This window comes from Mesobacillus boroniphilus, from assembly GCF_018424685.1.
Lineage (GTDB): Bacteria > Bacillota > Bacilli > Bacillales > Cytobacillaceae > Mesobacillus > Mesobacillus boroniphilus_A.
Genome location: NZ_QTKX01000001.1, coordinates 352,524 through 365,244, shown reverse-complemented (window position 1 = coordinate 365,244; position 12,721 = coordinate 352,524). Strand labels below are relative to the sequence as shown.

The following is a 12,721-nucleotide window of genomic DNA, read 5'->3' as shown; positions in this document are numbered from 1 at the left end:
TTATAACTCCAAGTCTGGAGTCTCTGCATCTTCATTGTCCTGTGGCGCGATTAACTCATTATAAAAGGTCGCATTTGCTGTACTTATGTACGGAGTCAGCCACAAGAAACCAATTCCGAATGTAAAAATGGCAATGAACGCCCAGCCTATGAAGCTGAGGTTCAAAAGGAAGTATTTCCATTTATAGCCCTTCATTCTGATTTTACTTTCTGTGATTGCCTCAAGGGCAGAGAGCTGCGGATTATCCCTCAGCAGGAAGAACACTTGTGAGTAGGAAATCCCCTTGATAATGCCTGGTATAATCAATAATAATGACCATAGTATCGTGAAGATCCCAACAAGGATAGATGTTCCGATAAGCTTAAGTGATAGCTCCCATTCTTTGTATACTGCAAAGACATCTGAGATTTTGGGATCATTCCATCTGGCAATGACCAGGTAGAACCAGTAGCTGGCAACTGTCATTGGGATGAACAAAAACGAGATCAACAGATTAACCATGTCGGCAATTAATGGAGGTTCGGTTTGGTCAATCCACACGGAAAATCCGCCACTTAAAAACACTTCTACAATCGTCGGCACAATTGTCGTAATCAGAAAGACAATTAAGGTAAGCCCGACACCCATGCCCCATTTTCCTTTTAAAGACGCCAGAGACTTCTTTTTAATTTGCGAAATCGTTAATTCCATTCATCTTCCTCCTTTGTATAAATATGTTATCGGTAAAGAAACAATACTTTTAAAGTTATAATCCATTAGTATGCTGTTACTTCCCCAAATACATCGAATAGTTTTGAAGTCATTCCTGCTACCTTAACAACTCTACAGCTAAGCAGATTTGGATAAAAAAACCTTGTATTTTTGTTTAAAAGCCACAAACACTAAAAAAACGCTGCAACAGGGCAGCGTTTTTTTAACAAATTCATGTTATTTTTAATTTTTCTTCGGCTCATTACTTGCCGCTTTCTCTAATCTCCTGAAACGTCTTAAGTCTGCCGGCCTGATTGGCAGCGGTTCTTTTTTCAAGAGCTTAAGAATCGCGAACATTAATAGCAGCAGCAAGACTGTGAAAGGAAGTGCAGCAATCAGCGATGCTGTCTGCAAAGCCTCAAGGCCGCCTGCGTATAGCAAGACTGCAGAAATAGCTGCCATTAGCGAACCCCAAACAATTTTTGCAAATCTTGGCGGGTTCAAACTTCCGGAAGTCGTCATGCTCGCCAGTATATAGGTTGCTGAATCCGCTGACGTTACCAGGAATGTGAAAATCAAAACGATGGATAATATTGATAGAATTTCAGTCAATGGCAACACTTCATAAGTTTTGAATAAAGCAGATGTTAAATCAGCGTTTACTGCCTCAGCAATCCCTGAATCATAATTCAAATCATTCCATAAAGCCGTTCCACCAAATGCGGCAATCCAGAGACAAGCAATCACCGGCGGAATGACCATGACGCCAAAAATAAATTCCCTTATCGTCCTGCCCTTCGATACGCGGGCAACGAATGCCCCAACAAATGGAGACCAGGCAATCGCCCATGCCCAGTAAAAGATTGTCCAATCTCTTGTCCAGGTTCCTTCCTGGTATGGCTGCAGCCTTAAGCTGTATTGAATGAAGTTGGCAAAATAATCCCCAATCGCGAGCGTGAAGCTTTCCATAATAAAAACAGTTGGCCCGGCAATCAAAACGAATAACAAGAGAACAATGGCTATTCCAAGATTCAGGTTGCTCAACATCGCAATCCCTTTATCAAGCCCGGTTGAAGAAGAAATCATATAGGCAATGAAGATCACCAAAATAATGATCATTTGAATGGCGATAGAGTTTCCGGTACCGAAAACTGCATTAAGGCCGCCATTCATTTGCAGGACACCAAGTCCGACAGATGTTGCGATCCCCATGACAGTTGCAACGACCGCAAGTGTATCAATTGTGTTTTTCACTGCAGGTTTTGTACCTGTAATCGGCTCAAGTGCTGTAGATACCAGACCATTTTTTTGTTTACGGAACTGAAGGAACCCAATCACTAACCCAACAATCGCAAAAACAGACCATTGGCTGACCCCCCAGTGGAAGAAGGAGTAGCCCATTGCGACTCTTGCAGCACTCCTTGATTCTCCTTCGATATTGGCGAATGGAGTGTTGAAGAAATGACTCATCGGCTCTGCGATTCCCCAGAATACTAGTCCGGCTCCAAACCCTGCTGAAAAGAGCATTCCAATCCAGGTAAAAAAGGAAAATTCAGGTCGTTCCCCTTCACCGCCAAGCCGGATGGCTCCATATTTACTTACTGCTAGTCCTATTAAGAAAAGCACAATAATAAATACTGCAAGCAAGTAGAACCAACCAAAATTAACTGTTGTAAAACCAAACAACTCTCCAGCCACCGCACCAAACTTCTTTGGCATAATGGCTCCAACTACGACGAACAACAAAATCACCGCAGCTGACACTGAAAAAACAAAGTTTGATAATATATTTTTGATCATGTCAGCCTCCAAGAAATATGTAATTTTTCAGTTATGTATAAAAACTCCAATTGCCTCAGGTCTAAAGGAATATATTAGGAGAATGGTGAATATAGACATTCTTCCATGTAATTATTCTGCAATCTTTTTCCCTCTATTATCCATGGTGAAACATTTTTTTAACATCCCATTTCCATCTAAAGAACACTAGGTCCGATAAAGCTAAAAAATGAACGCTTAGAGAACCTAAGCGTCCATTCATTAAAAAGTTTTGCTTAAAAATTCACGCGTACGTTCTTCAACTGGATTTTCAAAGATATCATCCGGATGGCCTACTTCCACAATCCGGCCTCCATGCATGTATACGACCCAGTCAGCAACCTCACGCGCAAAGCCCATTTCATGTGTCACGACCACCATGGTCATGCCCTCTTCCGCAAGTTCCTTCATCGTTGCAAGTACTTCTCCAACCAGCTCGGGGTCAAGTGCAGATGTTGGTTCATCGAACAGCATAATGTCAGGCTTCATCGCCAGCGCTCTCGCTATTGCAACCCGCTGCTTCTGTCCGCCGGAAAGCTTCGATGGATAGACCTTTTCTTTATCTGATAGCCCTACCTTTGCAAGAAGCTCCCTTGCTTCTTCAATGGCCTGGGCCTTACTGACACCCTTTACATGGACAGGTGCCTCAATAATATTCTCAATCACATTTTTGTGAGGAAATAAGTTGAAGTGCTGGAAAACCATGCCGATCTTCTGGCGCACTTCGTTCAAATCGTGAGTATCAGCTTTTATTTCTTCGCCTTCAATTATAATTTGTCCATTATCGTTTATTTCCAAGAAATTCAAGCAACGCAGCAATGTACTTTTACCAGATCCACTTGCACCAATCAAGCAGACCACGTCGCTTTCTTTTACTGTTATATCAACGTCCTTCAATACATGAAGGTCGCCAAATGATTTATTCAGTTTCTTAACATTGATCATATCTCTTCCGTCCAAAACAAATTCCCCCTTAATCACTTACGGATAATTTCTTCTCAAGCAGTCCAACCAAAGCAGATATCAAGTAAACAAGGAATAGATAATAAACAGCTACGATCAGCAGATACGTCATATTATCAAAATTGTTTGCTCCTTTTGTTGTCGCAACATTGAATAATTCATACATACCAATGAAAGCTGCTAGGGAAGAATCCTTGAGACCAATGATGAATTGATTCCCAAGTGGAGGCAGTGCACGACGGAATGCTTGTGGAAGGATAATTCTTCGCATTGTTAGGGTCCTGCTCATACCAAGAGAACGGCCGGCTTCCATTTGGCCCTTGTCGATCGACTGGATGGTTCCCCGGAAGATTTCCGCAATATAGGCACCGTTATGAAAAGCAAGTCCGAGTGCTACAGACCAGAACGCGGAGATATTCAAATTAGTCATTCCAAAGTAAAAGATGAAGATTTGGACGATCAACGGGGTTCCTCTGACCAAATAAATATAGGCATTTGCAATCCATTCCAAGATTCTAATACCAGATATTTTTAGAAAAGCAAAAAATAAACCTATAAAAATAGCAATCAAAATTGATACTGCTGTAACTTGCAAGGTCAGCAGCATGCCTTTGAGGAAAATATCATAACTGTCAAAAAAGACTTCTATAACATGCGATAGACTTGGCAATATTCATTCAACTCCCTGTGGGCTCTTATTCGCTCTAATCGTAAAGATCGCTGCTTAATCAAACTAAAACAGCATTTTAAGCAGAAACGAATGTGCAGTCATACCGCACATTCGCTTCCAATTGACAACTTATTCCTCCGGATTGACTGTGATATCTTCACCGAAATAATTTTCACTGATTTCTTTCAACGTTCCATTCTCTCTTAACGTTTTCAATGCCTCGTTGATTTTTTTCAGTAGTTCATCGTTGTCTTTGGCTACGGCAATTGCTTGTTCGCTTCGGCCAAGGAGCTCTTTACCTTCAATCTCCAAACCCGCGCCAATCGCTTCTTTTCCTGTAATAAAGTCCGTTATAACAGCGTCGTGCCTTCCATTGGCCAACGCTTCTAAAGCAGTTACGTCACTGTCATAAAGCACAATATTATCTGTCACTTCTTCAGCAGTTTTTGCATAAGTCGAACCTTTTGATACAGCAACTTCCAGTCCTTCTAAATCTGCAAGTTTCTCGATATCGCTGTCAGGTCTTACAAAAATTTGCGGTCCAGAATAGTAGTATGGAGTAGAAAAATCTACATGCTTCTTGCGATCATCATTAATGGTATGGCTGGCAACAGCAGCATCGAAGCGCCCTGACTTAACACCTTCTACAATACTAGCAAACTTAAATTTCTTCTGATTTGGCTCCAGTCCCAACTCCTTTGCCACTGCTTCGGCAACATCGATGTCAAAACCTGTCATCTCGCCTTCACCATTTGTTACGCTAAATGGCTTGAACTCACCAGATGAAGCAAAAGTGAACTTGCCTTCCTCTGCCAAATCCATGCCGCCTTCACTGCCAGATGTTTTTTCATCGCTGCCACAAGCAGCCAGGAGACCTATCATGGTCACCATTAAAATGAATAATGATAAAATTTTCTTCACTGTTTAAAACTCCCCCTCATAATCTTTATTTTCTAAAATATTTATTCTGTTAAACAGCTATCATAACTAAGTTATGAAAAAACCGTAACATTAGACCCAAAATACTTATACCCGCTTTCCGTGTATAGTAAACTACTATTTTAAAAATAGTTCTTATTTCCCTTCCGGCTTTGTGAATCTCAATACACCGAAATATATTTACGAATATAATTGTAACAATCCTGTAATATTCTTTCAAAATTCAAATTATCTGATAATTCATGAAATCATAGCATATATTCGCATCTCGTTCATTCAGCTTACTGAGCCTCTCTTTTCCCGCCACATGCTAGCAGATGCTCCTGATTCTTGTTTATGTGACAAGTTATGCGGAAATAATACGTTATATTAGAAAAAGCCAGGATCCATAAATGGATGCTGACTTTTAGTATGTTTGGTCTAGTAAAAAACTTATAAAAAATAATACTATATTTTAAAAATAAATCTTATCATTGAATGTATTTACAAAACCCTTAATCAATAATTCTCTCAGGACATGAATACACATTAAAGGAATTCCCACGGATAAAGCCTACAGCGGTAATATTTAAATCCTTAGCCAGTTTGATTGCAAGGTCCGTTGGCGCTGATTTGGACAGGACGATTCCTACCCCAATCTTCGCAGCTTTTAATAGTACTTCTGAAGAAATCCTTCCACTAAATACTATGATTTTATTTCTTACAGGCACCCTATTCAGAATACTATATCCATATAACTTATCGAGTGCATTATGGCGTCCAATATCTGTGCGTACGGCTATCATTTCTTCAGGTGAACAAAGAGCTGCATTATGCACGCCCCCTGTTTCAAGAAACACCTGGGAGCTGTTTTGCATCTGGTTCATGAGCTCAATACTCTGAGTTGCTGTTATAGTCGTTTTAGACATCGAGGTTTTAGCAGTTCTGGCATCATTATGAAAATAAAATTGCCGGCTTTTCCCGCAGCATGAACCGATAAAGCGTTTGGAATAATACTCCTGGTTTGTCGTCATATTTACTTTTAGCATTACATAAGCATAACCTCTGCTTTCATCAATGCTAAGTGAATGGACGTCATTGTAAGAACGGATAACCCCTTCGGATGCCAGAAAACCGACAACCATTTCCTCAAAATGTGTGGGAGTACACACCATTGTTGCAAACTCCATGTCGTTTACATAGATTGTCAACGGGAATTCATTTACGATGACATCCTCTACATCCAGGAATTGTCCATCCTGATATTTTGTTATGGTATATTTATCACTCATATTTTCCAACATAGTCGTCACCTGAAATTTTAGATTTTGAGAATACTTAAAATCTAAACACACTCTTTTCTTTTTCTCAAGAAAAATTTACAACATGCTCATAGTGTAAAATTAATTTATCAGCCTTAAATATATTGCATCTGCAGTTCTAAAGTGATAAAATTTTCCCGAAGTTCACTATTCTGTCACATTTTGATTCGAGATAGCGATCCTGTCGTCGGTTAAGGTGTAACGGAAATGTAAGCGATTAACTGTTGGTCCGTAAGTAGCGATACCTGCTTAGTACTAACCGTCAATTTTTCTCTCAAAGCCCTGATTTTTTGGTTCGGGCTTGGAAAGATTGGCGGTTTTCTGTTTCTTCAGAAAGAACGGGAACAGCCACAGTATACATATCGAGCTTGGAATCATACTATTTGCAGTTTAAAAGATTCCATCCACTTCATTGTTGTAGTCATTGGTCATATGGAAAAACAAACAAAGTAAAGGGGAAAAAGCATGAAAAAAACGAAGAATCGATGGCTTATTGCAGCCTCAGCAGTGGGAATCCATATTTCCATTGGGTCGGTATATGCCTGGAGCAACTTTACGAATCCATTAATCGAGGAGTTCGGTTGGACATCCAAGCAAGTACAATTTACATTTAGCCTTGCCATTTTATTTTTAGGATTATCCGCAGCGTTCCTTGGGCATTTTGTTGAAAAACACGGCCCAAGAAAGGCTGGACTCCTGGCAGCAGCCTTTTTTGGAGCAGGTATTTTAGGCTCAGGACTGGCGGTCAGCCTTGGTTCATTGCCATTATTGTATATTACTTATGGTGTTCTAGGCGGAATTGGCCTGGGAGTAGGTTATATAGCCCCGGTTTCCACTTTAGTAAAGTGGTTCCCAGACAGACGTGGACTTGCCACAGGACTTGCCATTATGGGCTTTGGATTCGCAGCAGCGATCAGCAGCCCAATAATGGATTCATTGATTAAATCTGTTGGAACTGCCAATACGTTTTACATTCTAGGTGCGGCTTATTTTATTATCATGACACTATCATCACTGTACCTTGAAAGGCCGCCAGTTGATTGGGCTCCAAAAGGCTTTAAGGAAAAAACTGAATCAGGAAAAGTGAAAGTTAAGAAAGACCTTTCTCAGCTGACAGCCAATGAAGCAATAAAGACTTCACGTTTTTACTATTTATGGATCATGCTATTCATTAATGTTACTTGCGGTATCGCCATCCTTTCAGCTGCAAAACCGCTAGCGGAAGAAAGTATTGGTCTTTCGACTGCAGAGGCAGCTGCACTGGTTGGAGTATTAGGTCTATTCAACGGCTTTGGCCGGATCGCATGGGCATCGATATCTGACTATATTGGCCGCCCTAACACATACACAATTTTCTTCGCGACACAGATTGTATTGTTCATGCTGCTGCCGCATACGAAAGAAGCTTTTCTATTCCAGGTTATGCTGGCAGTAGTCTATACAATGTATGGAGGTGGCTTTGCATCAATCCCTGCATTCATCGGTGACATGTTTGGAACGAAGCAGCTCGGTGCGATTCACGGATATATCCTGACTGCATGGGCAGCAGCAGGCCTGGCAGGACCAATGTTCGCAGCATGGATGAAAGATACAACTGGTAGCTATGGAACAAGCCTAACTTTCTTTAGCGGACTTTTCGTAGTCGCACTCGTGGTTTCCATTTTAATTCGCCGTGACATCCATAGACTCCGAAAACAAAATGAAGCGAATGAAAGTTTAGCTGGTTAATTCTTTTTAATTGCCTCATCGTATGGTAAAATACCAATCATCTTATAACCTGTATAGATGACAGGAGGATATCATGAATAAATACGAGGCTGAGTTCAGCAATTTGGTGCGATCCTTTCGGAAGAAGCATATGGGTAAAGGACCAAGCAAAATAACCACTACCTTCTGCAAACAGTGGGCAATATGCGAAATGGAAGGGAATCTTTCACCAGTTGAAAAATTTATAGCTTCTGCAAATGAAGGAAAACAGGCATTAAGAGCGGCCAGAACTGAAATGGTGAAAGAAATGTACCGGAAAAACCCTCCGGTTGAGATGGAGGAATTCCTCGGCTGTAATTTTGTTGAACTATTTGTAGATATAGATATTGACCGTGATTTTGGAATGTCCATCTTCGTTTTTGATGAGGATATTCAAGCAAAATTCAGCAGTCAATAAGGTATGGCACTTGGCAGCGAACCTGCTAAAGACTAACCACCGTTAAAACCTGAAGCATCTGCTTCAGGTTCACGGTGGTTTTTTTTATAGACTTAAAGATTGTTATAAATGGGAGTGTTTCAAATTGGGAAAAACTAAACATCCAGGACCTCAGAAAAAATCGGCTATGCCCGCTCCAAAACATTGGGTGAGTCCAATTCCATTTGGGCTTGGCAAGGTGAAGCCCAAACATATAAGAGATACTATGAAAACCCTTTGGGACAATAGGGATAACTTCGGCTATGCCACCAACATCCTGACTAAAGGAGTATGTGATGGTTGTGCGTTAGGTGTATCCGGGCTTCATGACCAGACTTTGACAGGTCCCCATATTTGCACAACAAGATTGAATGTTCTCAGGCTGAATACTGCCGGTGCAATAAAACCGGAAATTCTTCATGCTGATATAGATGAACTAAGGAAATATGACAGCACTCAGCTTCGTAAATTGGGACGTATCCCTTATCCAATGATCCGCAGAAAGGGTGAGCGGAAGTTTTCTCGCCTTACCTGGGATGATGCAATGGATATGATCGCTGAGAAAATGAAAAAGCTGGATCCAAAACAGTACGCTTTTTACCTGACAAGCCGCGGGATTACAAATGAATCTTACTATGTAGCGGGAAAAGTCTCACGTTTTCTTGGTACAAACAATATTGACAATGCCAGCCGGATTTGCCATTCACCTTCTAAAACAGCTCTAAAACGTTCGATTGGCGTTGGGGCTTCTACTTCAAATTACCAGGACTGGATTGGCACTGATGTCTTGTTGTTCTGGGGCAGTGTAGCATCGAACAGCTCCCCTGTTTCATCTAAGTACATGCTTGAAGCAAAGAAAAAGGGAACAAAAATCATTGTCGTAAACCCGTATAAAGAACCGGCAATGGATGAGTACTGGATTCCTTCAAATCCCGAATCTGCTCTTTTTGGTACGAAAATCGCCGATGATTTCTACCAGGTTAATATCGGCGGCGACATAGCTTTTATGCATGGAATCATGAAGCACTGGTTTGATATGGAAGAAATCAGGCACGGTTCAGCTATTAACCATGAGTTTGTAAATGAACATGTAAATGGATATGAAGAATTAATAACTAAGGTTCAGGAGCAAGCATGGGAAGATATTGTTGCTTCCTCTGGTATTTCTAAAGAGCGCATAATTGAACTGGCGCAATTGCTCGCCAATAGTAAAAACGCTGTTTATGCCTGGGCTCTGGGTTTAACGATGCATTCATTCGCAACAGACAATATTTCACAAGTGGCAAATCTTGCACTGCTGCGCGGACACCTCGGCCGAAAGTACGCAGGCCTTATGCCATTCCGCGGCCATTCCTCTGTTCAGGGCAGCGGCGAAATGGGTGCTGATCCTTTCGTTCTTCCAGGCGGAGATTTTTATGGAGAAAATATTAAGCGTATCGAAGATCTATGGGGATTCGAACTTCCAAATTGGCAAGGAGACATAGTCGGAGTAACGCTGGAGAATATTTTGCTTCCTGAAGAACATGAACGCAAAATTAAAATGTACTATCTATCGGGCGGAAATTTCCTTGAAACGATGCCAGACCCTAATTTCGTAGAAAAAGCATTGTCTGAATTGGATATCCGTGTTCACCAGGATATCATTCTCAATACTTCAACACTAGTTGATGCGAAGGAAGCCGTCATTGTTCTCCCTGCGAAGACTCGTTATGAGCAGGAAGGCGGCGGCACATCAACTTCTACTGAACGAATGGTATATTTCAGCCCGGAAATTGAAGGAAATAGAAACATGGTTGAAGAAGCAAGGGCAGAATGGAAAATCTATATTGATTTAGCTAAACGAGTAAAGCCAGAAGCAGCTCATTTAGTCGATTTCAAAGACGCACAGGAAATCCGCAATGAAATCGCATTAGCCAACCCTAATTATGACGGAATTCAACACCTTAAAAAGGCAGGAGACGTTTTCCAGTGGGGGGGAGCATGGCTTTGTGAAGATGGTATCTGCCCTACACCGGACGGAAGAGGAAACCTGATTTCTGTTGATATTCCAGATCTGGGAAAAAAGGAAGGACAATTCATCGTTACATCCCGACGTGGAAAACAGTTCAATTCCATGGTTTATCATGAGGTCGACCCACTTAATGGTGCTGGACGGTATGATGTCCTGATGAATGCAGAAGACGCACAAGACCTTAGCATTGCCGAAGGCGAAGGAATTGTTCTTTACAACGGCTTCGGTGTTTTTCAGGGCAGAGCTAAATTCGTGGACATTTCACGAGGCAACGTTCAAGTCCACTTCCCTGAAGGAAACTTCTTGCTGCCAAGAGGACGATATGAAAAGTACGCCGGAATTCCGGACTTCAACATCACAGTAACACTAGAGAAAGCGGATCGCTTCAACGCACGCAAAGACGTGGAGCACCACGAAAAACGAATTGAAGAAGACGAACTTGATGCTCCAGCATAAAGGGTAATGAAATGAAACAGCTTGCAGACAATAACAGTCTGCAAGCTGTTTATATATATAATGAAGTTTCTAGTTTATGAGTTTACATATGGATAGTTTGGTCTATCGGCCACTTTTCCTGCATACTGGCTTCTGTTTGTCCGTTACGTAATTTTTATCATTCATTCTTAAGTGACTATTTTTCTTTTAATCAATTATTTGTTTGTATGATAGCATGTAAAATTTTTTTCAATTATAGATTAAACGGGTAAGCATACCGCCTGGTGAAACACCATTATTAGTTTTATGAAAAGGCTTCGTTCCGTTCACTGGCCAAACCCCTGGATTTGCTGACAGAAACTCTATATCAAATCGTTTGCCTGATGGCAGGTTAATTGTATCCATCATCCGTTTCTTTCTCTGAAACGCGTCTTCTGCAACAATTGCAAAATCATGTCCGTGAATATGCATAGTATGCGACATGTTCGAATTATTGATCAATCTCACCCTTACACGTTCTCCATACCTTGTTGTCAGTGGTGATGTTTCAGGAAAACATTTTCCGTTGATCGTAAAAAAATTGGGGTTCCTGTTAAAGTTCTTTGGCTTGAATACCCCAGTTTCTATTTTGCCAACAGGAGGCTGATCAATTTCCCACTGCTGTATAAACAATAAATAGTCACGGTATGGAACTTCAATCTGGTTCTTTGGCAGGACAATGAATCCTCCAATCAATCCATTGCTTTCCTGTAGCGGATTTGATGAATGATAGAAAAAGCTTCCGCTCTGCCAGGCAAGAAATTCATACGTAAAGGATTTTCCTGGTTCAATAAATGGGCTAGGCTCTATATCAGGCATTCCATCCATGACGTTCGCTTTTGAAAGTCCGTGTACATGGAGGGCAGTTTTTTCACTTAATTGATTTTCTACTTCTATATATACTATATCCCCTTCGTTCACAATAATTACAGGTCCAGGTGAAGATCCATTGTAAACAAGGATATCCAGAGTAACATCCTTCAAAACCATCTGATGCCCAGGCTGCGCTGTCAATTTAAAATAACGGCCACCTTGTACTTGCTTGTATTTCGCTTTTTTACTATCCGGGATCATAAGCCTTTGTTCCCACAAACTCATCCCTAGGCCTCCCTTGCTATGGCAATTTTGTCTCTTATCATTTTTATGTTGCTGATAAGAACTAAATGCGGTTCAATCTGAATAAAAAAATACAGTGTGTTCAGTTATGAATCAATAACAGTGATTTATGCAGTGAAAGTTTTTGGTATACAAAATATTTACTCAACAAAAAAACGCCGTAACGGCGTTTTCCTGTTTTATTAACCTTTATTCCATTAACCAGAGTTCAATTTCCGAAAGCATCTGCATATTACACCATTTAAAAGACTCTTAGAGAATCCTGCCCTTACAATTTAAACCCACCTGGGCCCTCTATCTCTGTCACTACTTTCCTCTTTATGCCTGTCTTCTGACTCTTCATGATGTTCTCTTTTTCGTTCATGTCTGTCTTCTCTTCTCCTCGGACCAAAGAAATCCCAAGGATTCCTTCTTCTATCATGGCGGTCCCTGGACCTTTCATTAATGATTTCAACCTCTTTTGCATGGATTGTAAGTTTATCTACATGAATGACTTTACCTTTTCTATCACGGGACATTTTCTCCCCTCCTGCCTATAAAAGTACAATATTATCCTA

At 40.9% G+C, this 12,721-nt stretch carries 11 protein-coding genes; 3 read left to right on the top strand and 8 right to left on the bottom strand.

Annotated elements, in window-relative coordinates:
• From DYI25_RS01795 to fdhD, 6 genes are all read right to left on the bottom strand, one after another.
• Positions 1-690: a DUF975 family protein gene (locus DYI25_RS01795; protein WP_213366327.1), complete on the bottom strand. Its 690-nt coding sequence runs from the start codon at positions 688-690 to the stop codon at positions 1-3.
• Positions 691-933: 243 nt separating this feature from the next.
• Positions 934-2,490, bottom strand: a complete 1,557-nt coding sequence (locus DYI25_RS01790) for a BCCT family transporter (protein WP_213366324.1) — start codon at positions 2,488-2,490, stop codon at positions 934-936.
• Between the two features lie 240 nt (positions 2,491-2,730).
• Positions 2,731-3,453 (bottom strand): amino acid ABC transporter ATP-binding protein, encoded by a 723-nt coding sequence (locus tag DYI25_RS01785; protein WP_213369336.1) that lies wholly within the window; start codon positions 3,451-3,453, stop codon positions 2,731-2,733.
• 28 nt (positions 3,454-3,481) lie between these two features.
• On the bottom strand, positions 3,482-4,141 hold the full coding sequence (locus tag DYI25_RS01780) for an amino acid ABC transporter permease (protein WP_213366321.1): 660 nt from the start codon (positions 4,139-4,141) through the stop codon (positions 3,482-3,484).
• Between the two features lie 129 nt (positions 4,142-4,270).
• A complete protein-coding gene (locus DYI25_RS01775) occupies positions 4,271-5,032 on the bottom strand; it encodes a transporter substrate-binding domain-containing protein (protein WP_213369335.1) in 762 nt (253 codons plus the stop codon).
• A gap of 542 nt (positions 5,033-5,574) precedes the next feature.
• A complete protein-coding gene (fdhD, locus tag DYI25_RS01770) occupies positions 5,575-6,363 on the bottom strand; it encodes a formate dehydrogenase accessory sulfurtransferase FdhD (protein WP_213366318.1) in 789 nt (262 codons plus the stop codon).
• 483 nt (positions 6,364-6,846) lie between these two features.
• Between fdhD and DYI25_RS01765 the strand changes: the two genes are divergently transcribed.
• The 3 genes from DYI25_RS01765 (at position 6,847) to DYI25_RS01755 (ending at position 11,030) form a co-directional block, all read left to right on the top strand.
• Positions 6,847-8,109, top strand: a complete 1,263-nt coding sequence (locus DYI25_RS01765) for an L-lactate MFS transporter (RefSeq protein ID WP_213366315.1) — start codon at positions 6,847-6,849, stop codon at positions 8,107-8,109.
• A 73-nt stretch (positions 8,110-8,182) separates the two neighbouring features.
• Positions 8,183-8,545 carry a DUF2294 domain-containing protein gene (locus DYI25_RS01760; protein WP_213366312.1) on the top strand — a complete coding sequence of 121 codons (363 nt, stop codon included), beginning with the start codon at positions 8,183-8,185 and terminating at the stop codon, positions 8,543-8,545.
• 124 nt (positions 8,546-8,669) lie between these two features.
• Positions 8,670-11,030, top strand: coding sequence for an FdhF/YdeP family oxidoreductase (locus DYI25_RS01755; protein WP_213366309.1), 2,361 nt, complete (start codon positions 8,670-8,672; stop codon positions 11,028-11,030).
• Positions 11,031-11,258: 228 nt separating this feature from the next.
• On the opposite strand, the gene DYI25_RS01750 is transcribed toward DYI25_RS01755, so the two are convergent.
• Positions 11,259-12,146 carry a multicopper oxidase family protein gene (locus DYI25_RS01750; RefSeq protein ID WP_213366306.1) on the bottom strand — a complete coding sequence of 296 codons (888 nt, stop codon included), beginning with the start codon at positions 12,144-12,146 and terminating at the stop codon, positions 11,259-11,261.
• A 293-nt stretch (positions 12,147-12,439) separates the two neighbouring features.
• Positions 12,440-12,682, bottom strand: a complete 243-nt coding sequence (locus DYI25_RS01745) for a hypothetical protein (RefSeq protein WP_213366303.1) — start codon at positions 12,680-12,682, stop codon at positions 12,440-12,442.
• Between the last annotated feature and the right edge of the window lie 39 nt (positions 12,683-12,721).

Coding starts and splice junctions, on each gene's coding strand:
- DYI25_RS01750 (WP_213366306.1), bottom strand. CDS start 12,146: ATGAGTTTGTGGGAACAAAGGCTTATGATCCCGGATAGTAAAAAAGCG.
- DYI25_RS01765 (WP_213366315.1), top strand. CDS start 6,847: ATGAAAAAAACGAAGAATCGATGGCTTATTGCAGCCTCAGCAGTGGGA.
- DYI25_RS01790 (WP_213366324.1), bottom strand. CDS start 2,490: ATGATCAAAAATATATTATCAAACTTTGTTTTTTCAGTGTCAGCTGCG.
- DYI25_RS01785 (WP_213369336.1), bottom strand. CDS start 3,453: ATGATCAATGTTAAGAAACTGAATAAATCATTTGGCGACCTTCATGTA.
- DYI25_RS01760 (WP_213366312.1), top strand. CDS start 8,183: ATGAATAAATACGAGGCTGAGTTCAGCAATTTGGTGCGATCCTTTCGG.
- DYI25_RS01745 (WP_213366303.1), bottom strand. CDS start 12,682: ATGTCCCGTGATAGAAAAGGTAAAGTCATTCATGTAGATAAACTTACA.
- DYI25_RS01795 (WP_213366327.1), bottom strand. CDS start 690: ATGGAATTAACGATTTCGCAAATTAAAAAGAAGTCTCTGGCGTCTTTA.
- DYI25_RS01775 (WP_213369335.1), bottom strand. CDS start 5,032: ATGGTGACCATGATAGGTCTCCTGGCTGCTTGTGGCAGCGATGAAAAA.
- fdhD (WP_213366318.1), bottom strand. CDS start 6,363: ATGTTGGAAAATATGAGTGATAAATATACCATAACAAAATATCAGGAT.